Source organism: Salibacterium lacus (assembly GCF_042684865.1).
Lineage (GTDB): Bacteria > Bacillota > Bacilli > Bacillales > Marinococcaceae > Salibacterium > Salibacterium lacus.
The window spans coordinates 1-22,438 of the sequence record NZ_JBHUML010000004.1 but is presented as its reverse complement, the minus strand read 5'-3'; the positions used below and the strand labels follow the sequence as shown (position 1 = coordinate 22,438).

23 protein-coding genes and 1 tRNA gene are annotated in these 22,438 nt (G+C 49.0%); all 24 read left to right on the top strand.

Annotated elements, in window-relative coordinates; genetic code table 11:
- The first annotated feature begins 101 nt into the window (after window positions 1–101).
- The 24 genes from yabP to lysS all read left to right on the top strand — a co-directional run bounded on the left by yabP (window position 102) and on the right by lysS (window position 22,133).
- On the top strand, window positions 102–341 hold the full coding sequence (gene yabP / locus ACFSUB_RS12915) for a sporulation protein YabP (RefSeq protein ID WP_380713713.1): 240 nt from the start codon (window positions 102–104) through the stop codon (window positions 339–341).
- The gene (gene yabQ / locus ACFSUB_RS12910) at window positions 338–910 is read left to right on the top strand and encodes a spore cortex biosynthesis protein YabQ (RefSeq protein ID WP_380713684.1); all 573 of its coding nucleotides are present in this window, start codon (window positions 338–340) and stop codon (window positions 908–910) included. Before yabP ends, yabQ begins: the two co-directional genes overlap by 4 nt.
- A gap of 31 nt (window positions 911–941) precedes the next feature.
- A complete protein-coding gene (locus tag ACFSUB_RS12905; protein WP_380713683.1) occupies window positions 942–1,340 on the top strand; it encodes an FtsB family cell division protein in 399 nt (132 codons plus the stop codon).
- 84 nt (window positions 1,341–1,424) lie between these two features.
- Window positions 1,425–1,847, top strand: coding sequence for a S1 domain-containing RNA-binding protein (locus ACFSUB_RS12900; protein ID WP_380713682.1), 423 nt, complete (start codon window positions 1,425–1,427; stop codon window positions 1,845–1,847).
- Between the two features lie 161 nt (window positions 1,848–2,008).
- Window positions 2,009–2,085, top strand: a tRNA-Met gene (locus ACFSUB_RS12895).
- Window positions 2,086–2,457: 372 nt separating this feature from the next.
- Window positions 2,458–4,956 (top strand): stage II sporulation protein E, encoded by a 2,499-nt coding sequence (spoIIE, locus tag ACFSUB_RS12890; protein WP_380713681.1) that lies wholly within the window; start codon window positions 2,458–2,460, stop codon window positions 4,954–4,956.
- 73 nt (window positions 4,957–5,029) lie between these two features.
- Window positions 5,030–5,773 carry a VWA domain-containing protein gene (locus tag ACFSUB_RS12885; protein WP_380713680.1) on the top strand — a complete coding sequence of 248 codons (744 nt, stop codon included), beginning with the start codon at window positions 5,030–5,032 and terminating at the stop codon, window positions 5,771–5,773.
- A complete protein-coding gene (locus tag ACFSUB_RS12880; RefSeq protein WP_380713679.1) occupies window positions 5,733–6,740 on the top strand; it encodes a serine/threonine protein kinase in 1,008 nt (335 codons plus the stop codon). The genes ACFSUB_RS12885 and ACFSUB_RS12880 overlap by 41 nt, the downstream gene beginning before the upstream one ends.
- A gap of 28 nt (window positions 6,741–6,768) precedes the next feature.
- Window positions 6,769–7,527 (top strand): threonine/serine exporter family protein, encoded by a 759-nt coding sequence (locus ACFSUB_RS12875; protein ID WP_380713678.1) that lies wholly within the window; start codon window positions 6,769–6,771, stop codon window positions 7,525–7,527.
- Window positions 7,528–7,556: 29 nt separating this feature from the next.
- Window positions 7,557–8,000: a threonine/serine exporter family protein gene (locus tag ACFSUB_RS12870; RefSeq protein ID WP_380713677.1), complete on the top strand. Its 444-nt coding sequence runs from the start codon at window positions 7,557–7,559 to the stop codon at window positions 7,998–8,000.
- Window positions 7,984–9,390 (top strand): tRNA lysidine(34) synthetase TilS, encoded by a 1,407-nt coding sequence (gene tilS / locus ACFSUB_RS12865; RefSeq protein WP_380713676.1) that lies wholly within the window; start codon window positions 7,984–7,986, stop codon window positions 9,388–9,390. Before ACFSUB_RS12870 ends, tilS begins: the two co-directional genes overlap by 17 nt.
- A 125-nt stretch (window positions 9,391–9,515) precedes the next feature.
- A complete protein-coding gene (gene hpt, locus ACFSUB_RS12860) occupies window positions 9,516–10,058 on the top strand; it encodes a hypoxanthine phosphoribosyltransferase (RefSeq protein WP_380713675.1) in 543 nt (180 codons plus the stop codon).
- 67 nt (window positions 10,059–10,125) lie between these two features.
- Entirely contained in the window at window positions 10,126–12,207 is a 2,082-nt protein-coding gene (gene ftsH / locus ACFSUB_RS12855) for an ATP-dependent zinc metalloprotease FtsH (protein WP_380713674.1), read from the top strand.
- A gap of 307 nt (window positions 12,208–12,514) precedes the next feature.
- Window positions 12,515–13,411 (top strand): Hsp33 family molecular chaperone HslO, encoded by an 897-nt coding sequence (gene hslO / locus ACFSUB_RS12850; protein ID WP_380713673.1) that lies wholly within the window; start codon window positions 12,515–12,517, stop codon window positions 13,409–13,411.
- A 94-nt stretch (window positions 13,412–13,505) separates the two neighbouring features.
- The gene (gene cysK / locus ACFSUB_RS12845) at window positions 13,506–14,435 is read left to right on the top strand and encodes a cysteine synthase A (protein WP_380713672.1); all 930 of its coding nucleotides are present in this window, start codon (window positions 13,506–13,508) and stop codon (window positions 14,433–14,435) included.
- 66 nt (window positions 14,436–14,501) lie between these two features.
- The gene (locus tag ACFSUB_RS12840) at window positions 14,502–15,992 is read left to right on the top strand and encodes an anthranilate synthase component I family protein (protein ID WP_380713671.1); all 1,491 of its coding nucleotides are present in this window, start codon (window positions 14,502–14,504) and stop codon (window positions 15,990–15,992) included.
- Window positions 15,976–16,560, top strand: coding sequence for an aminodeoxychorismate/anthranilate synthase component II (gene pabA, locus ACFSUB_RS12835; protein ID WP_380713670.1), 585 nt, complete (start codon window positions 15,976–15,978; stop codon window positions 16,558–16,560). The genes ACFSUB_RS12840 and pabA overlap by 17 nt, the downstream gene beginning before the upstream one ends.
- A gap of 4 nt (window positions 16,561–16,564) precedes the next feature.
- A complete protein-coding gene (pabC, locus tag ACFSUB_RS12830; RefSeq protein WP_380713669.1) occupies window positions 16,565–17,485 on the top strand; it encodes an aminodeoxychorismate lyase in 921 nt (306 codons plus the stop codon).
- On the top strand, window positions 17,460–18,281 hold the full coding sequence (folP, locus tag ACFSUB_RS12825) for a dihydropteroate synthase (protein WP_380713668.1): 822 nt from the start codon (window positions 17,460–17,462) through the stop codon (window positions 18,279–18,281). Before pabC ends, folP begins: the two co-directional genes overlap by 26 nt.
- Window positions 18,274–18,636, top strand: a complete 363-nt coding sequence (folB, locus tag ACFSUB_RS12820; protein WP_380713667.1) for a dihydroneopterin aldolase — start codon at window positions 18,274–18,276, stop codon at window positions 18,634–18,636. Before folP ends, folB begins: the two co-directional genes overlap by 8 nt.
- On the top strand, window positions 18,633–19,166 hold the full coding sequence (gene folK, locus ACFSUB_RS12815) for a 2-amino-4-hydroxy-6-hydroxymethyldihydropteridine diphosphokinase (protein ID WP_380713666.1): 534 nt from the start codon (window positions 18,633–18,635) through the stop codon (window positions 19,164–19,166). The genes folB and folK overlap by 4 nt, the downstream gene beginning before the upstream one ends.
- Complete coding sequence (locus ACFSUB_RS12810) at window positions 19,118–19,321, top strand: helix-turn-helix domain-containing protein (protein ID WP_380713665.1); 204 nt, start codon at window positions 19,118–19,120, stop codon at window positions 19,319–19,321. The genes folK and ACFSUB_RS12810 overlap by 49 nt, the downstream gene beginning before the upstream one ends.
- A 20-nt stretch (window positions 19,322–19,341) precedes the next feature.
- Window positions 19,342–20,331 (top strand): tRNA dihydrouridine synthase DusB, encoded by a 990-nt coding sequence (gene dusB / locus ACFSUB_RS12805; RefSeq protein WP_380713664.1) that lies wholly within the window; start codon window positions 19,342–19,344, stop codon window positions 20,329–20,331.
- A 305-nt stretch (window positions 20,332–20,636) separates the two neighbouring features.
- Window positions 20,637–22,133 (top strand): lysine--tRNA ligase, encoded by a 1,497-nt coding sequence (lysS, locus tag ACFSUB_RS12800; RefSeq protein ID WP_380713663.1) that lies wholly within the window; start codon window positions 20,637–20,639, stop codon window positions 22,131–22,133.
- Window positions 22,134–22,438 lie beyond the last annotated feature (305 nt).

The window sequence follows — 22,438 nt, the reverse complement described above, 5'->3', positions numbered from 1 at the left end:
ATATAGATGAAATACAAGCTATATCCGCGAAGGGAGCATCTGTTATGTCCTTTTCTGAAGAACCGGTATTCAAGCAGTCCGAAGCGACTCACGAGGTTGTCATGAAAAGCCGGAAAAGTCTTGAAATAACCGGTGTGAAAGAAGTTGAAAGCTTTGATAACGAAGAGTTCTTACTGGAAACGTCGATGGGTTTTTTGTCTGTCAGGGGAAACCAGCTTCATATCAAGAATCTGGATGTTCATGAAGGGATTATATCCATTGAAGGGAAAGTGGATGATCTTGTTTATGTCGATGCTGCACAGGAGAAGTCAAAAGGTTTTCTGGGGAAGTTGTTTAAATGACGCTGGCGGTGCAGTTTCAGACAATGGCGGCCATGCTTGTCATGGGAGTGGGCGCCGGCATGTCCCTGGATATATATGAACGTCTGTTTGTACGGCTGATCAAAAGCTTCTGGATAAGAGCCGGCGGCGATATATTGTTTTGGTTCCTGCAGGCTCTGGTCGTGTTCTATGTTCTTTTTTGGGCGAACGGCGGAGATCTTCGTTTTTATATTTTCCCGGGGCTGGCGGCGGGATTTTTCTTATACCGGCACTTGGGACGGGCTTCTTTTCTTCGGGTACTTGAGTTTTTCTGCCGGAGGGTGAACCGGATGTACCGAATATTCAGCGCTGTTGTGAAGGTGCTCATCCTGCATCCGCTGAACTTCATATTGCAACTGGTCGTCTCCTCCGTTATGATAGGACTAACGATAATTAGAAATTTTCTGTTCCTTTGTCTCCGGATTCTTCTCATGCCGCTGAAGGGATTGATTCACGTGTTCCGCCCCGCTGCGAAACGCGTACTCCCCGCCCCAGTCCAAACCTTTATAAAAAAAACAACCGATGTTCTGACGCACCGTAAAAAAGATTAATCACAAGTACTTTAGACCGGAGGGATAGAGCTTGGTATCAAAAGAAAAAAAAGTTACCGAAATGAACCGTTCCTACGTCCGGCAGGAAGAAAAGAAGCAGGAAAGACAGCAGGTGGAAGCCGGAAAGCATAAACGCGGTCTGACACGTCGTCTGACAGCTTTAGGAGCTGTCGGAGCAGCACTTGCCGTTGTGTTTGCCGTTCTGCTCACGTCGCAGCTGACGACACTGGAGGCAAAAAAAACGGAACGGGCGCAGCTGGAACAGAAGATGGAGAACCTGCAGGCGGAAGAAACGGAATTAAAGCAGGAAGTGAAAAACTATAATGACCTGGACTACATAGCCGAAATTGCCAGACGGGATTATTATTTAACCAAGCCGGGGGAAACCCTGTATAAACTTCCGGAAAAAACCGCGGGAGGCGCAGATTGACACTATTTTCAGCGGACGGGTATAATAATAGTGATTTTAACGCAGTTAAGATCAAGCGCGAAAATAAGGAGGAGCATTTTTTAAATGTCAATTGAAGAAGGCAGCAAGGTACAGGGGAAGGTCACGGGAATCACCAACTTTGGAGCATTTATTGAGCTGCCGGGAGGTAAAACGGGACTGGTCCATATTAGTGAAGTAGCGGACAAGTATGTAGAGAACATTAATGAGTACGTAAGTGTCGGCGATGAAGTGACGGTGAAAGTGTTAAAGGTGGAAGATAATGGGAAAATAAGTCTTTCCATCCGTAAAGCAGTAGACCGTCCGAAAGAGGACCGTCCCAAAAATGGACGCGGCGGAGACGGAAATGGAAGCGGAAATGGAAACAAAGGCCAGCGTCCGTTATCTTTTGAAGAAAAGATGAGCCGGTTCATGAAAGACAGTGAAGAACGTCTCTCTTCCCTTCGGAAACAGACAGACTCTAAACGCGGCGGTGGTTCCAGAAAATAAACCTACTGTCTCCAGAAGCGATAAATAGGGAAAAAACCGTTCATACACGAGGATTTATCCTTCTTCCTGCTGCCGGAGTGCAACGTCCGGCAGTTTTTTTAATCAGGAGGTTGACGCTCCCCCTTTTATCATTATATAATCGTTCTTGTTGTCCGGCATGAGGCGGCGTAGCTCAGATGGCTAGAGCGTACGGTTCATACCCGTAAGGTCGGGGGTTCGATCCCCTCCGCCGCTACCATACATAATATTACAGCCTGCTTTCCGCAGCTTAAAGCGCGGGAGGCAGGCTTTTTTTTAGTAGGACGTATTTAACAGCGGCGTTTTGAGATTCAGCTGGAGCGCCCGGCCGCCCCGCACTTTTCTTTATTTCCCTCTCTTTCTATGATTCTTTTCATTCTCCTCCACTTTTCCTGTTTGTCTGCTGTAAGATATTGTTTCAATTTGGCCTCTTTCTGTTGCTGTTCCCTTATGAACCACCGCTGTGCCCCGTTTTGCACAAAACAGGAAATCGTCGAAGGATTTTTCGGACGCGACTGCTTATTTTGACAAACATTGAAAACCGCTGCCCGTATAATAAGTTCTATCATTCAAAAAGCAGGTGGTGCATGTCATGTCCGGAAAAGACTTGGTTCGTCGTGCTGAAGAAGTGCAGCCGCTGCTTGAAGCGGCCGGAAAGAAAATGCTGAACGTTCGAAACCGCTGGAAAAAAAGGATGGCAGCCGGGATGGAACGGTTGTTTCTCCAGTGGGGAGCTCTCGTGTTTATTACAGGTGTGCTGCTTGGACGGGCCGTACTGCTGGCTGAGTTATTTCCGTTTGCCGTACCGTTTTTTGCCGTAGTATATGCGTGGCGCCGGGAAAAAGCGGTGATCGGAGCTGCCGGGTTAATGGTTGGGATACTGAGCGGTCCTGTGCTGCATGCTGCTTTTGCAGTTGCTGCGGTTCCGCTTTTTATCGCGCTGTATGAGTGGATCAGCAGATACGGATGGAAGACGGCGTCTACTCTTCCGATAACTGTATTTACCGCTACGGCAGGTGCTCGTACTGTGGTTGTCTGGCTTGCAGAAGGAGCCCTCACTCCGTATGCAGTCGTCATGGCCGGTGTGGAAGCCGGGCTCAGCTTTATGCTGACGATGATTTTTTTACAGAGCCTTCCTCTGCTTATAACGAAAAAGCGGAGACAGCCGTTGAAACATGAGGAGATTATCTGCTTTATTATTCTTCTTGCTTCGGTGATGACCGGTGCTATCGGCTGGGTGGTATACGGGATGGCGGCAGAGCATATGCTGGCCCGCTATCTGGTGATGTTGTTCGCTTTTACCGGAGGTGCTGCGATAGGAGCGTCTGTCGGTGTGATAGCCGGACTTGTTTTGAGTCTCGCTTCGATTGCCAATTTATATCAAATGAGCCTGCTTGCATTCGCAGGACTTCTGGGCGGACTTCTGAAAGAAGGGGGAAAGATCGGTGTCAGTATTGGCATGCTGCTTGGAACAGCCTTAATTGCCCTTTACGGGGACGGCCTGAGCGGTGTTTCGCTCACGCTGGCTGAATCAGCTGCCGCTGTCGGTGTATTTCTGTTGACGCCGCGGGTCGTGACAGCGTTTATTGAAAAGTATATTCCAGGCACCCCTGAATATGCCCGCGAGCAGCAGAAACATACGAAAAAAATCAGGGATGTCACGGCCATGAAAGTCGAACAGTTTTCCCAATTGTTTCAAACGCTATCAACGAGTTTTGAGTCGGGAGCGGATACAGACAACCAGGAACAGACAAAAAGCCGGGAGAACGATGATATGTTGAGCAGGGTGACCGAAAAAACATGCCAGCAGTGTTTTCTGAAAGAACGGTGCTGGGTCAGACAGTTTCAGCAGACCTACGACGGGATGACACAACTGACCCGGGAACTGGAGGAAAACGGCCGTGTCACACCGCGTACGGCAAACTACTGGAAAAACTACTGTCATTATGACAAACGGATGATAGACGTCATGTCCGAAGAAATGCAGCGGGAGGAGACAAAAAGAGTACTTGCCCGGCAGATGAATGAAAGCCGCCGGCTCGTGGCTGATCAACTGCAGGGCGTTTCGCATGTGATGAACAACTTTGCAAGAGAAATCCAGAAGGAAAAAGAAGCCCACCACCTTCAGGAAGAAGAGATTCATGAAGCACTGCAGGAAGCCGGGCTGGATATCGGACACGTGGATATATACAGGCTGGATGAAGGGAATGTGGAAGTGGAAATGAGCGTCTCGAAACCTTCCGGCAGGGAAAAGGCCGAAAAAATCATCGCTCCAATGCTGTCGGATATTTTACATGAACATATCGTGGTGGACCGCGAAGAACCGTATGAAGAAATAACCGATTATATGAATGTTACGTTCACCTCCGCCCGCACATTCGTTGTCGAAACCGGTGCCGCTGTTGTCGCTAAAGAGGGGAGATGGGTGTCCGGGGACAGCCATGCCGCTATGGATATCGGTACGAAAAAATACGTTATGGCTATAAGCGACGGCATGGGGAGCGGCGGCAAAGCCAACCAGGAGAGCAGTTCCGCACTTGAAATTTTAGAAACTATTCTTGCGTCAGGGATGGATGAAACGACGGCGGTTCGTTCCATTAATTCGGTGTTAAGCCTGCGTTCGCATGAAGAAATGTTTTCAACGCTTGATCTCTTTTTAATGGATCTGCAGACAGCCCGGGGGCGGTTTATTAAAATCGGGTCCCTTCCTGGTTTCATAAAACGGGCTGAAAGAGTAAAACAGGTGGAAGCCGGAAATCTGCCGATCGGCATGGTGGAACACGCTGAACTAGATGTCGTCACAGAGCAGATGAGAGAGGGCGATATGGTTATTATGATGAGCGACGGACTCTTTGATGCAGCCGTTGACATTGAAAATAAGGAAATATGGATGAAACGAATGATCGCTCAAAAGAATACAGATGACCCGCAGTATATGGCTGATTATCTGCTTGAACAGGTGATTAAGGCCTCGCGCGGAAATATCCGGGATGATATGACGGTCATGGCAGCATCTATTCAGCGCAACATTCCACAATGGGCGGCTATTCCTGCAGGACGAACCATCCCACTAAAGCGGAAGAAAGCATGAGGGAGGAAGCGGGTATATATTTTTTCTCCTCCGTCAAAGATGTAAATAATACCAGAAACGGAGGGGAAAATAGATGAATCACGGAAAGATCAAACAGATTTTACTCTTGACCGACGGCTGTTCCAATCAGGGAGAAGACCCTGCCGCTGTCGCAGCTTTTGCCAGGGAAAAAGGCATCACCGTAAATGTGATCGGGGTACTGGATCATGGAGCTGCACGCGATCATGGGCTGCAGGAAGTGGAAAGTATCGCGGCTTCCGGAGGAGGGGTGAGTCAGATTGTAAATGTGAATCAACTGGCCCGGACCGTTCAGATGGTGACAAAACAGTCGATGACACATACCCTTCACGGTGTTGTGCAGAATGAACTCAGTCAAATACTGGGCAGCGATCAGGAAGTGGACGATCTCCCCCCTGATAAAAGAGGAGAAGTCATCGATGTTGTTGATGAATTGGGAGAGACAGTGGATTTGGATGTGCTGGTACTCGTTGATACGAGTGCGAGTATGAAACCAAAACTTCCGATGGTGCAGGATGCGTTGACCGATTTATCAATCAGTCTCCATTCGAGAACAGGGGAAAACCATTTTGCCTTGTTTGTATTTCCAGGTAAACGAAAGGATACAGAAAAGGTACTGGACTGGACCCCTGAAATGAATTCGCTAACGGGTGTTTTTCAGCGGATGACAACGGGAGGTATTACCCCGACCGGGCCTGCGCTGCAAGCTGCGCTTCAGCACTTTGACAAGCGCTTATCAAAAAGGAGTCTGAAACGTTATGGAGAAGATGAATTCCCAATCGAAGAATCAGGCTTTTGATCTCGCGCCGGGGACAGCCTGGACCGGCAAGTGGAACCAAAATCCGTACAAAATAATAAAGACGTTGGGCAAAGGGGCAAACGGTGTCGTTTATCTGGTGCATACACGAACAGGGCAGAAAGCGGTAAAAATCGGGGAGGACAAGATGTCTCTGACCTCTGAGGTGAACGTGCTCAGAGCCTTTTCGAAGGTGCAGGGAAATGTTCTCGGCCCCTCCCTTCTGGATGTGGATGATTTGATATGGAAGGGAGAAGTGTACCCCTTTTTCTGTATGGAATACCTGGAAGGGGAAACCCTTTTGGATTTTGCGCGCAAGCGGGGCACGGAATGGATTCCGGTTTTTATGGTACAGCTGCTTGGGGATTTGGATAGGCTCCATCAGCAAGGATGGATTTTCGGGGATCTGAAGCCGGACAATTTAATTATTACGGGACCGCCTTCCCGGGTACGGTGGTTCGATGTCGGTGGAACGACGAAACAGGGACGGGCTGTCAAAGAATATACAGAGTTTTATGACCGGGGGTACTGGGGGCTTGGCGACCGGAAGGCAGAACCATCCTATGATTTATTTGCTGCAGCCATGATACTTATAGAAACAGCCTACCCGCGCCGTTTTGACAAACCTGTCGGTGCTTCTCCGGAAAAAACGCTTTCGCTGCTGCGTCGTTATGTTCAACATTCCCCGCCGCTTGCAGCTTATCAAAATGTGCTGCTTCGTGCGCTGAAAGGAGAATATCCCAACGCCCAGCTTATGAAAAAAGATTTGATCCAAACCATCGAAAAAAAGACAAGCCAAAAACCCCCGCGTAATCAGCAGCGGACAGGGAATTCACGTAAAAATACAAGGGTCCGGCGCGGATCTGCCGGCTCTTCCAAAGAGAAGGCATCCTACCGTCCGGAAATAATTCTTACAACCTCTTTTCTCTTCCTGTCATCTGTTCTATACTTTATGGGACAATGGATGTAAAAGGAAAAAGAGAGGGAGAGGACCCTGCATGGGAAAAGCGGAGAAGACAATGTCGCTCTGTCTTACAAGTGGTAAATTGCTGCTGCGCTACGGAGCCGAAACCTACCGGGTCGAAGAAACAATGTATCGTATGGCAAAAGCCGCCGGAATGCACAATGTCAATACGTTCGTCACGTTGACGGGGATTTTTCTTTCGTTCCGCACGGATAATGAAGATGATTTCCTTCAGATGATCCGGGTCCGGGAGAGGTATCAGGATCTAAGTAAAGTGACCGCGGTAAATCAGGTATCCCGGGAATTTACTCACAGTATACTTTCCATTGAAGAAGCGGCTGAAAAGCTCAGGGAGATTAAAAAGGCGCCGATGAATTATCCGGTCTGGCTCATTAATCTGGCTTCCGGAATCGGCGGGGCTGCTTTCTCCTATTTAATTGGCGGTAGTTTTATCGATATTATTCCAGCTTTTATCGGCGGACTCATTACGACTCTCACGCTGGTTCTTTATCAGAAATTCCTGAACGTGAAGTTTTTTGCTGAGTTTCTGGCAGCCGCTACGGGAGTTCTTGCAGCGGTGGGTCTGGAAACAGGCGGCTTGGTGCAGAATATGGATCAGGTCGTTATCGGCACCCTTATTCCGCTCGTTCCGGGCGTTCCGCTTACAAACTCGGTCCGGGACCTTATGTCCGGGGATTTGATGGCCGGGGTTGCCCGCGGGGCGGAAGCGGCGGTTACTTCTTTGTCTATCGCTGCCGGGACCGTTGTTTCTTTGTCCGTTCTCTATTTTTAACGGCTGATTTCAGGGGAGAGTGAGTATGGATGTGGCTTGAACTGATATTTTGTTTTATGTCGACCGTCGCTTTCGGAATTATTTTCAACATTCCACTCCGCCTTGTCTGGTGGGGTGGAGGAATCGGCATGTTAACCTGGTTTATTTACGGAACTCTTCCTGAAATTGGTTTAACCCAGGTTAATGCGGCGGCAGTGGCTGCATTTACTGCCGCTTTTACTTCCCACCGCCTGGCTAAGTTTAAAAAAGTTCCGGTGACCACCTTTATGATTCCGGGCATTATCCCACTTGTGCCCGGAGGACGTGCGTATGAAAGCATGCTTGCGTTTGTGGAAGAAAACTATGTGAACGGCCTCGGTCTGAGTGTAGAGACGCTTTTGCAGGCAGGAGCCATTGCAGGAGGGGTCGGATTCGCCCTTTCGCTCTTTTCAATCGGGAAAGGAGCTGGACAACGTTATGAAACAGACCGCTGAACAATGGATAAGGGACCGGCGTCTGCTTTCTTCCGGATCGAAGGTTCTCACTGCTGTTTCCGGCGGACCTGACTCGATGGCGCTGCTGCACTTTCTAAAAGAAATGGAACCGGTATGGAATCTTACTGTCATGGCAGCACATGTTCATCACGGACTCAGGGAGGAAATGGCAGACAGGGATGCACGGTTTGTGAAAGAGTGGTGCGAACAACAGAACATTCCTTTTTTCTGTACCCGGGTTTTTGTTGGAGAGAAAATAGCTGAAGAAGGCGGGGGTGTTCAGGAACAGGCGCGGATGTTGCGTTATGAGTATCTGGCCGGTTTGATGGAGGAGCAATCGGTATCTGTTCTGGCTGCGGGTCATCACGCAGATGATCAGATCGAAACCATGCTCATGAAGCAGTCGGCCGGCAGGGCATTACTTGGAGACATTTCCATGAAGGCACAACGCACGTTTGCGGGCGGGACGCTGATCCGGCCGCTTCTTGGCGTGACGAAAGAGGAGATCTACGAGTACTGCCGCCTGTATCATGTTCCTTTTCAGGAAGATGAGAGCAACCAATCGGATAAATACACAAGAAACCGGATCAGACAGCGCGTTCTTCCGGCGTTAAAGGAAGAAGAGCCGTTGGTGCACCGTCATTTTCAGCGGTTTGCGGACTGGATGGAAGAAGAACGAAGCTACATGGAAAACCTGGCAGAAGAAGAGTGGACACGACGTATTATCTCCAGCGATGAACATTCCGTGACGATTTCCATAAAAGGAATGGAAGCGCTGCCGCTTCCTTTACAAAGACGAGGGATTCCTCTAATATTAAAGTATCTATACACATATAATACGTTAGAACTGTCCGTTGTACATATCGAGCAGTTTCTGGCACTGCTGCATGGGAATCAACCATCCGCCGTTCTTGACTGGCCCGGCAGTCTGGTTGTGCGTCGTAATTATGACCAGGTTACATTTGCGCGCCATGCTGCACAGGAAGAAAACCGGGCAGAACCTGATCCGGTCCGCCTGCGTGTCCCGGGAACCGTTTCCTATGGCGGTTACGTGGTGGAAGCCGCGTATGACCTTCCAGAAGATGTGAAACATAATGAGGATCTCCTGATTTTAGAGGAGGAAGAAGTCTCCTTTCCCTTACACATCCGTCCGCGTCGGGAGGGGGACCGGCTGAGTCCGGCCGGGATGACAGGGAGTAAAAAAGTAAACCGCATCCTGATCGATGAAAAGATTCCTCTCCGCCGGCGCCCGTTTCAGCCGGTTGTTACCGACGCGGAGGGCACCGTTTTATGGCTCCCCTTCGTAAAAAAATCATCGTACCATCTGCATGCCGGTTATACTACGCGGCAGCGGCCGGTTTTTCTCGTATGCCGGCTGATGCGAGGATAGAAACAGGGCCCTGCATTCGTTTGGGATGAAATCGTCCCTGTGTTCATGATATGATGGAAGGCGCACATTTTTTGTGAGGAAAAAGCAGAGCGCATACAGCACTCGGGAGGGTAAAATAAAAACAAATGCATAATGATATTCAGCAGGTACTAATTGATGAAGAACAGCTGCAGAATAAAATCCGTGAGATCGGCCGTGATTTAACGGAAGAGTATAAAGGGCGCTTCCCGCTTGTTATTGGAGTGCTGAAGGGAGCACTGCCTTTTATGTCGGATGTGGCCAAGCGGTTCGATGACCATCTTGAAATGGATGTGATGGATGTTTCGAGTTACGGCAGCGGTACTGTCTCGAGCGGTGAAGTGAAGATTATCAAAGACCTTGATACATCGGTGAAGGGCCGGGACGTTATCATTCTTGAAGACATCATTGACAGCGGCGTGACGCTCAATTATCTCATCAGCATGATTCAACACAGAGGCGCCGCTTCCCTGAAGATCGTCACTCTTTTGGATAAGCCGGAAGGCAGGCAGGTGGAGCTGGTGCCGGATACTGCTGGATTCACCGTACCTGATGAGTTTGTCGTGGGGTACGGACTGGACTATGCAGAAAAGTACCGTAACCTCCCTTACATTGGAATTTTAAAGCCGGAGATTTACAAGGGGTCATGATTGTGAGAAAGAAAACAAATATGATACTATTACCTAAGTTGTCAATGCCCGCGGGAGGAGGTCAGGAATGAACCGAATTTTTCGAAACACTGTTTTTTACTTGTTATTGTTCCTGGTCATTATAGGAATCATCAGTTTTCTAAGTAATGACCAGACGGATACGGAAGAGATTTCAACCGAGGAATTTGTAGCACAACTGCAGAATAACCAACTAGCTAATGTGACATTGCAGCCGGAAGGGGAAGTATACCTGGTCGAAGGTCAGACAGCCAGTCAGTCTGAAGGCGAAACCTTCCAGACGTACCTTCCGATTTCCGAAGAGAATACACAGATGCTGATGACAGCAGAAGGAGCCGGGGGCGGTCCGCTTGAACTGGATACAAAGCCTGCCGAAGAGCCAAGCGCCTGGGTAACCTTCTTCACTTCCATCATTCCTTTTGTGATTATCTTTATTCTCTTTTTCTTCCTGCTCAGCCAGGCTCAAGGCGGCGGAAGCAAAATGATGAACTTCGGCAAAAGCAAGGCCAAGCTTTCCCAGCAGGATGATAAGAAGAAAGAACGCTTCAAAGACGTTGCAGGTGCCGAAGAAGAGAAGCAGGAACTCATCGAAGTTGTTGATTTCCTGAAAGATCCGCGCAAATTTGCGAGCATCGGGGCCCGCATTCCAAAAGGGGTGCTTTTGGTAGGCCCTCCTGGAACGGGTAAGACACTGATTGCCCGTGCCGTAGCCGGAGAAGCCGGTGTGCCGTTTTTCTCCATCAGTGGTTCAGACTTTGTGGAAATGTTCGTTGGTGTCGGGGCATCCCGTGTCCGTGACCTGTTTGAAAACGCGAAGAAAAACGCACCATGTATCATTTTCATTGACGAAATTGATGCTGTCGGCCGTCAACGCGGTGCCGGTGTAGGCGGCGGACATGATGAACGCGAACAGACGTTGAACCAGCTTCTTGTTGAAATGGATGGGTTCAGTGCCAATGAAGGAATTATTATCATTGCCGCTACCAACCGTTCCGACGTGCTCGACCCTGCACTGCTTCGTCCGGGCCGTTTCGACCGTCAGATTATGGTCGGCCGTCCTGACGTGAAAGGCCGGGAAGAGGTTCTTGGAGTACATGCCCGCAACAAGCCGCTTGCTGATGACGTGAACCTGAAAGCTATCGCGCAGCGGACTCCCGGATTTACAGGAGCGGACCTTGAGAACCTGCTGAACGAAGCTGCACTGGTGGCAGCCCGGTCGGACGTGGAAAAAATCCGCATGAGTCATATTGAAGAAGCCATTGACCGCGTAATTGCCGGTCCTGCTAAGAAGAGCCGGGTCATTTCTGAGAAAGAAAAGAATATTGTGGCCCACCACGAGGCGGGACATACCGTGGTCGGCGTCAAGCTCGAGAACGCTGATATGGTACACAAGGTAACCATCGTGCCGCGCGGTCAGGCAGGCGGCTACGCTGTCATGCTCCCTAAAGAAGACCGTTTCTTTATGACAAGACCGGAACTGGTTGATAAGATCACCGGACTTCTCGGCGGCCGGGTAGCGGAGGAAGTAATGTTCAATGAAGTCAGTACCGGGGCTCATAACGACTTCCAGCGTACAACGGAAATCGCCCGTAAAATGGTGACCGAATACGGCATGAGTGAAAAGCTTGGTCCGATTCAGTTCGGTTCAAGCGGCGGTCAGGTATTCCTGGGACGGGACATTCAGAATGAACAAAACTACAGCGATGCTATCGCTCACGAAATTGATAAAGAAGTACAGAACATCGTCAACGAATGTTATGAACGATGCAAGCAGATTCTTACGGAAAACAAGGATAAGCTCGAAGCGGTCGCGGCTTCCCTGCTGGAGCTTGAAACCCTCGACGCCGAACAGATTGAATCTCTTGTGCAGTATGGAAAACTTCCGGAAGATCATCATTCCAATAAAGATGATGAGGAAGTCGGCGCAAAGAATGCGTCCGATTCGGACGACAGTGATGTAAAAGTGAACATTCAGTCCAAACAGGAACAGGAAACAGACGAGACCGTTTCTGCCGACGAGGAGCAGGGAAAGAGCTCTTCAAATGACAAAAAGGCGGAAGACAAGACAGACTCGGAAAAGCTGGGAACCAACAGCCCGCCTTCTTCCGACGATGAAAATGATCGAAGATAAACAGCTGTCCAGAAAAGGGATGCCTTAAATGAGGCATCCCTTTTTAAAAAGAATTGGTTATGTTGTACGCTGGCGTATTGAACGCAGGGCGGACACAGCTTTGTCTGAAGATACGGGGCCGGGCGGAAGTTCCGGGATATAAATCCGGGTATGAGAGCAGATTGCTTGGAAATCCTATCATTTATGCGATATAATCCGAAAGGTTACAGGCCGGGTGCCCGGCTGTATCTTTCCCGGCAAAACAACCTCCAAGATTACCCGTATCTATAAATACTGAAACAAAATGAAAGAGAGGAGGTTTTCCTCTATGGAAGACTATTTGGTAAAATCCACAGCATATAACGGAAAAATCAGGGCATACGCGGTGCAGACGACGAATATGGTGAATGAGGCTGCAAGGCGCCATCAGGCCTGGCCTACTGCATCGGCCGCCCTTGGAAGAGCGATGAGCGCGGGATCCATGATGGGTGCTATGCTCAAAGGCGATGATAAGCTGACTATTAAACTGGAAGGCGACGGACCGATGGGGCCGATTATCGTGGACAGCAGCTCGAACGGTGATACGAGAGGGTACGCCCACAATATGCAGGTGCATTTTGATTTGAATGATAAAGGGAAACTCGATGTTGCCCAGGCTGTCGGAACACAAGGAGTTTTATCTGTAGTCAAGGATCTTGGCATGAAAGAACATTTCACCGGAAGTGTACCAATTGTATCCGGAGAAGTCGGCGATGATTTCACGTATTATTTTGCTTCTTCAGAGCAGATTCCTTCCTCGGTAGGGCTGGGTGTTCTTGTTAATCCGGACAACTCAATCATGGCTGCCGGCGGTTTCATTATTCAGGTTATGCCCGATGCCGAAGAGGATCTTGCCGATGGTATTGAAAAGCAGCTGGAGGCGATGCCTCCGGTTTCCAAACTTATCGAAAAAGGGAAAACACCAGAAGAGATTCTGCATCTCATTTTTGGAGATGAAGTAAACGTGCTTGAGACGTCACCTGTTTCCTTTTCCTGCCACTGTTCCGCGGAGCGGGTTGCGAATGCCTTAATGTCTCTTGGTACAGAAGAAATCCAGGATATGATTGAAAAAGACGGCGGCGCAGAAACACAGTGCCATTTCTGTAATGAGATCTATCAATTTTCTGCAGACGATCTGCAGGAATTGAAAGATGAAGCATGGAATATGGAAAATAACATGCAATAAGGCGGTTTCATTTGACACGCTGCGTGAAGGCTGGTACTATATAGACAACAAAACCAATAAATTTACTTGGTATTATGAGGGGGAACGGATAAAAATGAAAGTAGCAAATAACATTACCGAACTCATTGGAGAAACACCCTTAGTTAAGCTGAACCGCCTGACCGGCGAAAACGATGCGGATGTATATTTGAAGCTGGAATTTATGAACCCCGGAAGCAGCGTAAAAGACCGTATTGCACTTGCCATGATTGAAGCTGCGGAACGGGACGGGAATCTGAAAGAAGGCGATACCATCATTGAACCGACAAGCGGTAACACCGGAATCGGTCTTGCGATGGTAGCAGCCGCAAAAGGTTACAGATCCGTTCTTGTTATGCCTGATACCATGAGTATGGAGCGCCGCAATCTTCTCCAGGCATTCGGAGCAGAGCTCGTTTTGACACCCGGACCGGAAGGCATGGGTGGTGCCATCAGCAAAGCAAATGAGCTGGCGGAGGAAAAAGGCTATTTCATGCCGCAGCAGTTTGAAAACGAAGCAAATCCAAAAATCCACCGTGAGACGACCGGACGGGAGCTTCTGGAGCAGGTGGACGGTCAGATTGATTCGTTTGTTTCGGGTATCGGAACAGGCGGAACGATTACAGGGGCAGGCAAACTCTTGAAAGAACATTATCCGGACCTCCGCATTATCGCGCTCGAACCGGCGGATTCCCCCGTTCTAAGCGGTGGCAATAAGGGTCCTCATAAAATTCAGGGTATCGGTGCCGGCTTTGTTCCGGGGATTCTCGATACAGATATTTATGATGAAGTGATGACGGTCACTACCGAACAGTCTTTTGATTACGCCAGACGCGCTGCAAAAGAAGAAGGAGTGCTCGGTGGTATTTCTTCAGGGTCTGCGATTTATGCGGCGCTTGAGGAAGCGAAAAAACTCGGCAAAGGCAAAAAAGTCGTGGCTGTTATTCCAAGTAATGGTGAACGCTATCTCAGTACTCCTCTTTACCAGTTTGAAGAAGAAGAGTAAAACAAAACGTATGTTGGGAAAGCAGGGCCTGGCGGCTCTGCTTTTCCTGTATGGAAGGTGATGATGATGAATGTGGGAATATCACCGCTTCCTGATTCCGCTGGTTCCTATACCGTGATGGCCTCCTCTTTTGCATACCCGGAAGCACAGTTTTATCCAGCGTACTTTGCTTTAAGTGAAGGAAAACCGTACCACGTTTTTCTGGAAAGCGGACAAAAAGGACGTTACAGTATAGCAGCTCTTGAACCGTTCGCTGTGTTCACCGCAAAAGACGGGGTTCTGCAGGTGGATACAAAACAGGAAACACTGTACCGAAAGGGAGATCCGCTTGATGAGATGAAACGCTGGCTTGTTCCTTTTCAAGTGGAAACAATTCCGGAGGCTCCTGATTTTCAAACGGGGGTGGTCGGTTCGATCAGTTACGACTACATCCGCTTTATTGAAGAGATGCCGGTGAAAGCAGTGGACGATCTTCAAACCCCGGATCTGTCCTTTTTAGCTTTTCAGCAGGTGTTTATTTATGACCACGAGAAGAAGGAATTATGGATTGTTCTGCACCATAAAAAAGGAGAAGAATCTTCAGCATCCCGGAAGTGGCAGGAGTGGAGAGAGGTATGGGAGGAAGTTTCTCTTTCCAGAGGGAATGCATGCGGGGCGCTTTTTGCTGTGGAGACCGGGAAAGAAGCATCTTTTTCGAGGGAGGGCTTTGCCGAGTCGGTGGAGCAGGTAAAAGAATACATCCGCCGCGGCGATGTATTTCAGGTCAACTTATCGGTGCGTCAGTCGGAGGACCTGCTCACGCCGCCTCTTCACATTTATGATAAACTAAGGGAATTGAACCCCTCGCCGTACATGGGGTACTATCATACCCCGGATCTTCAGCTGGTCGGGGGATCGCCTGAGCTTCTCATCAAAAAAAGGGGAACGGAAGCCTCCACACGTCCGATTGCCGGTACAAGACCCCGCGGCCATTCACATGACACGGATAGAGCTTATGAAAAAGAGTTGATGGATACAGATAAAGAACGCGCAGAGCATGTGATGCTGGTGGATCTGGAGCGTAATGATCTCGGTAAAGTCTGCACCCCGGGCAGTGTGGAAGTGGATGAGCTGATGACGGTGGAACGGTATTCTCATGTCATGCACATTGTTTCCAATGTAAAAGGAAAGCTTGCCGAACAGGTGGATGTTTATGATATGATAAAAGCAGCTTTCCCCGGTGGTACGATCACTGGAGCCCCGAAAATCCGGACCATGGAGATTATTGAGGAAATGGAACCGGTACGGCGCGGCATGTATACCGGATCGCTCGGATGGATTGGATTTAATAATGATATGGAGCTTAATATTTCCATCCGCACGATGGTGGTAACAGGCGGAAAAACCTACGTCCAGGCCGGTGCAGGGATTGTGATTGATTCGGATCCGGAAGCGGAATACGAGGAAGCCCTGCGGAAAGCACAGGCACTGTGGCAGGCCAAAGAGCAGAGTGAAGCAGAGAAGCACGAAAAAATGAGAAGAGCGGAGGAGGAGCAGGTATATGATTTTAATGATTGATAATTATGACTCGTTTACGTATAACCTGGTACAGTACCTGGGAGAGATGGGAGAAGAGTTGGTTGTCCGCCGCAATGATAAAATAACGCTAGAAGAAATAGAAGAAATGGCGCCGGACTTTCTTATGGTGTCCCCGGGACCATGCAGTCCCGATGAAGCCGGTATCAGCATGGAAGCGGTGAAGCGTTTTGCCGGACGTATTCCGGTGTTTGGAGTGTGTCTTGGTCACCAGTCCATTGCTCAGGTTTTTGGAGGTGTTGTGATCCGGGCCGGCAGATTGATGCACGGCAAAACATCTGAGATTCATCATGACGGCCAATCGATTTATAAAGGACTGCCCGATCCCTTTACGGCCACGCGTTATCATTCCTTGATAGTAGAGAGAGAGACGCTTCCGGACTGCTTTGAGATCACATCGGAGACCAGCCATGGAGAAATTATGGGTATACGCCATAAAACCAAGGCGGTGGAAGGTGTCCAGTTTCACCCCGAATCGATTATGACTGGTGAAGGAAGACAGCTGCTGCGTAATTTCATCGAAGCCCATAAAAGTCCGCAGGGAGTCTGAATCGATGTACGTGTATATAAATGGAGAGGTACAGGAGGCGGGCGATGCTCGTCTTTCTGTTTTTGAACATGGTTTTATGTATGGGCTGGGTCTGTTTGAAACATTTCGGATTTACAACGGTCACCCTTTTCTACTGGATGATCATTTCCGGAGAATGGAGGACGGGCTGCGGTGGATGAATATAGCCTGGACATATGACAGGGAGGTCGTTCTCTCCCAGCTGCAGGTGCTTATGGAAGCAAACGGGTGGAACAATGCCTATGTCCGCTACAATATTTCCGCCGGTCCTGCCGATTCCGGTATTTCAACAGAGGTGTATGATAACCCGGTTGTCATTATATATATGAAACCTCTTCCGGCTCCGGAAGACATGGACGAACCATCGAAAACGGCGGAGTTTTTGAGTACTTTTCGTAACACACCGGAAACGCCGGAACGCCTGAAGTCTCACCATTACCTTAACAATATCGTTGGAAAACGCGAGACGGGTGCAGATCCCGGGGTGGAAGGTCTGTTTTTGACGGAACGGGGGGCTGTTGCAGAAGGAGTTGTCTCCAATATTTTCTGGAGACGCGGCGGTACCTTGTACACCCCTTCGTCTGAAACAGGTATTTTGCAGGGAGTAACCCGCTCTTTTGTAATGGAACTGGCACAAGCACACGGGTACTATGTAAGGGAAGGCCGCTTTTCGGCTGACCATGTATACCGGGCGGAAGAAGCATTTCTGACCAATTCAGTTCAGGAAATTGTACCGCTTGAAGCAGTCGGAACCTCCAGGTACAAAGAAGAGCAGCGGACAGCATCCCGTCTCCTGCGGAAGGGTTATGCCGCGTACCGCTGCTTCCTGTGGAAAGCGGTGGAAATGAAAGAGCCGGAGAGGGAGAAGGAGAGAGGTCGAAATGAACAACAAGGATTTTCATTTTAAAGATAAAACCTATGTGATGGGAATTTTGAATGTAACACCGGACTCCTTTTCAGATGGAGGGTTGTATCATCAAAAAGAAAATGCTTTGCAGCGCGCCCGGGATATGATTGAGCAGGGAGCCGATATGATTGACGTCGGCGGTGAGTCCACTCGTCCAGGTTCCATCAAGGTGGAAGGGGAAGAGGAAAGGCGCCGGGTTATTCCCGTACTCGAAGAACTGAGCGCCCATTTGACAGTCCCGATATCTATAGACACGTATAAGGCTGAAACCGCCCGTGCGGCGCTTGAGGCAGGAGCCGATATCATTAATGATGTATGGGGTGCCAAGGCGGATCCTGACATGGCCGGTGTGGCGGCCCGTTATGATGCTCCTATTATTTTAATGCACAATCGTGAAAATACAGACTACAACGATGTGATGGAAGACATGATAACAGATATCAAAGAAAGTATTGAAATCTGCCGAAATGCCGGGGTCCGAAAAGAACGTATCATTCTGGATCCAGGTATCGGTTTTGCCAAAACGTATGATCAGAACCTTGAAGTTATGCGGAGGCTCGAGGAATTTACGGCACTCGATTATCCGGTTCTTCTCGGCACCTCACGTAAATCCCTTGTATCAAAAACCCTGGATCTTCCCGCTTCGGACCGGGTGGAAGGCACCGGCGCCACTATTAGTCTCGGCATTGAACGGGGGGCTGATATCGTGCGGGTCCACGATGTACTGGAGATGAGCCGGACAGTCAAAATGATGGATGCGATGCTTGGAAAGGGAAAGGTGACAACCGTTGGATAAAATTTTTCTGAAAGGAATGGAATTTTACGCGTATCACGGCGTGTTTCCGGAAGAGAACAAGCTGGGTCAGCCTTTTTGTGTGGATCTTGTTCTGGAAGCAGATTTAAAGGAAGCAGCTGCCGAAGACAATCTCGAAAAGAGCGTCAATTATGCTGAAGCACACCAAGCGGTGAAAACCGTCGTAGAAGAGAAATGTTACAATTTGGTGGAAACCATTGCTGAAGAGATAGCCGACGAGGTTTTACATGCCTTTTCCATTGTGAAGACGGCAACCGTGAAGGTGAAAAAACCGAACCCGCCGATAGACGGTCATTATGAATACGTCGCCATTGAACTGACGAGGCCGCAGGAATGATGAATTACAGTTATATCGCCCTGGGATCCAACATCGGAGACCGTAAGTATTATCTTCGCGAAGGTGTCCGGGAGCTTAAAGAGCACCCGCGCCTTCACGTAACAGAGTTGTCTTCCATATATGAAACGGCCCCGGTGGGAGTAACAGATCAGCCTTCTTTTCTGAATATGGTTCTTTCTCTTCGCACAGATATTACACCTCTTGAACTGCTGGAAATCACACAGTCCATCGAACGCAGGCTCGACCGGGTCCGGGATAAACATTGGGGCCCCCGCACCATAGACCTTGACATTTTACTCTTCAATGATGAAAATATTAAGATGAATGAATTAAATATCCCTCATCCTAGAATGCATGAAAGAGCTTTTGTGCTGATACCCCTGTGTGAAATTGCTGCATCTCATTACGTATCGCATTATCGGCAGACGATACAGGAGCTTGCGGCTCCATTATCCAGCCGGGAAAAAGAAGGTGTGCATGTATGGAAGAACTGCTTTGGGCAAGGAGGATTCGGGCTTTTCGAAAGCTGAAAGGATTCACACAGATCAGCCTTGCCGGGAAGATGGGAATCGCTGTTTCGATCCTCGGACAGGTGGAACGTGGAAGCCGGGTCCCCGATGACGAATTTTTACAGAAGACAGCAGACGCTCTGGGTGTGTCAATGGAGGAACTTCAATCTCATTAAATGCAGGAGGTGCGCAAGCGTTGCTGAAAATAGATAACATTGAACTGAAAAATCCGGTGGTACTGGCACCGATGGCGGGAGTCTGCAACCCCGCTTTCCGGTTGATTGCCAAGGAATTTGGCACCGGTCTTGTCTGCGCGGAAATGGTTAGTGATAAAGCCATTGTTAACCAAAACGAGAAATCGATGAAGATGCTTTATGTGGATGAAAGAGAAAAGCCGCTCAGCCTCCAGATCTTCGGCGGTGAAAAAGAAACTATGGCAGAAGCGGCCCAAGTGGTCGACCAGCAGACAAATGCCGACATCATTGATATTAATATGGGGTGTCCGGTCCCTAAAATCACAAAATGTGATGCGGGAGCGAAGTGGCTTCTTGACCCTGATAAAATTTATGAAATGGTAAAAGCAGCGGTGGAAGCCGTAGATAAGCCTGTTACGGTAAAAATGAGAATGGGCTGGGATGATGAACATATTTTAGCAGTGGAAAACGCCAGAGCCATTGAGGAAGCAGGCGGCAAAGCTGTATCGCTGCACGGCCGCACCCGTGTGCAGATGTATGAAGGCGTGGCCGACTGGGATATCCTCAAAGATGTAAAAAATGCAGTGAATGTTCCGGTTATCGGCAACGGAGACGTCAAGACCCCGCAGGACGCTAAGTCTATGCTTGACCAGACCGGGGTCGACGGTGTCATGGTCGGACGTGCAGCTCTTGGGGATCCATGGATGCTGTACCGCACGATTCAGTATCTGGAAACAGGAGAATTCACCGAAGAACCATCATCCAGAGAGAAAATAGATGTATGTATGATACACATGGACCGTCTCATTGCCCTTAAAGGAGAAACGGTAGCTGTAAAAGAAATGAGAAAACATGCAGCCTGGTACCTGAAAGGCATGCGCGGCAATAACAAAGTCCGTGATAAAATCAATCACCTGGATGACAGGGATGATGTTGCAGAAGCCCTATACGATTTCGTCGAGCAGCTGGAAGAAAAAACAGCGGCAGTATAAAAGGAGACGCCCATCAGCAGGTTGTTTCCTGCTGATGGTCAGAGGAGCAAAGGCGGAGCCATCCGCGCCCTGTGGCAGCACCGAATGGACCTGCATCCTGCAGTCCCTCGTTGCGGGTGCTGTCTCCTCGCCGGAGTGGCAGCGGCCGTCATGTTCCGCTCACGGCGGCGGAACGTTTACGGACACCTGCACCGGGATAAATGTGGTCCTCAAAAAAAACGGGGCTGCCCCTGGGAATCAGGGTCAGTCCTCTTTATATGAGCAGAACATGGTTTTAAACTTTAAGATATGAGGAGTTGTTGTTGTTGAGTCAGGAACAGGAACAAAATGATCAAATGGCGGTCCGCCGGGAAAAGATGGAATCCTTGCAGGAACAGGGGCGGGACCCTTTCGGAAAACGTTTTGACCGGACCCATATGGCAGCTTCCATGGCGGAGCAGTTTGATGAATTTTCGAAAGAAGAACTGGAAGAACAGGAAACGCCGGTATCTCTGGCAGGTCGTGTCATGACCAAGCGCGGCAAAGGGAAAGCAGGCTTTGCCCACCTCCAGGATATCTCCGGCCAGATTCAGATTTATGTGCGTAAAGATCAGGTCGGGGAAGAAACGTATGAATTATTTCAGAATACCGATATCGGGGATTTTGTCGGTGTGACCGGAACAGCGTTCAAAACCAAGGTCGGTGAATTATCTGTGAAAGTCTCGGAGTTTGATCTTTTGTCTAAATCCCTGCGGCCCCTTCCGGATAAATTTCATGGATTGAAAGATGTTGAGCAGCGGTACCGGCAGCGTTATCTGGATTTGATTGTAAATCCGGAAGTCCGGGATACGTTTGTCGTACGAAGCAAAATTCTCCAGTCGATGCGGCGCTATCTCGATGACCAGGGGTATCTTGAAGTGGAAACTCCGATGCTTCATTCCATCCCCGGCGGTGCGTCTGCTCGTCCATTTATTACGCACCACAATGCCCTTGATATGGAACTTTATATTCGTATTGCCATTGAACTTCATCTGAAACGCCTGATTGTCGGTGGAATGGAAAAAGTATATGAGATCGGCCGTGTGTTCCGTAATGAAGGGGTTTCAACCCGCCACAATCCGGAATTTACAATGATAGAACTATATGAAGCCTATGCCGATTACACCGATATCATGACGCTGACGGAGAATCTGATTGCCCATATTGCAGAAGAAGTAATCGGAGCTGCAACTATTGTATACGACAGTTATGAGATTGATCTTTCCCCTTCCTGGCGACGGATTCATATGGTGGATGCCATCAAGGAAGAGACGGGCATCGACTTCTGGGAGGATATGAGCGATGAGAAAGCACATGCTCTGGCAGAAGAACACGGGGTGCAGGTTACAAAGACGATGACATTCGGCCATATTGTTAACGAATTTTTCGAGCACTTTGTTGAAGAAAAACTTATTCAGCCGGTCTTTGTTTATGGTCATCCGCTTGCCATCTCCCCGCTTGCCAAGAAGAACGAAGAGGATCCCCGCTTCACGGACCGCTTTGAGCTGTTTATATTGGGACGTGAGCACGGCAACGCCTTCACAGAATTAAACGACCCCGTCGATCAGCGCCGTCGTTTTGAAGCGCAGGTTCAGGAACGGGAAGGCGGAGACGACGAAGCGCACCGGATGGACACCGATTACCTGGAAGCGATGGAATACGGACTGCCCCCGACCGGCGGCCTTGGAATTGGGATCGACCGGCTTGTTATGCTCTTGACCAACTCTGCTTCGATCCGCGATGTTTTATTGTTCCCGCTTATGCGCAGCCAGTCTCAGGACTGATGAAAACAGGGGGTCTGCAGTTCAAACTGCGGACCTGCCTGCTGTTTTCAGTACTTTTTGTAAAAAATCAATATAAAAAATTCAATGTACGGGTTGTGTAATGATTTCGCAGGTGATATATTATTATTTGTCGCTGAAAAACGCAGTGCACACACAAATCATCAAAAAAATATGTTGACACACCGTATGCACGGTGTTAGTATTAAAAAGTCGTCATTGAGACGGCACTGACATTGTCCTTTGAAAATTGAATGAAAGTCAAGCGTCTGTCAATTCAAATGATCTTTTGGATCATTACAGATAAG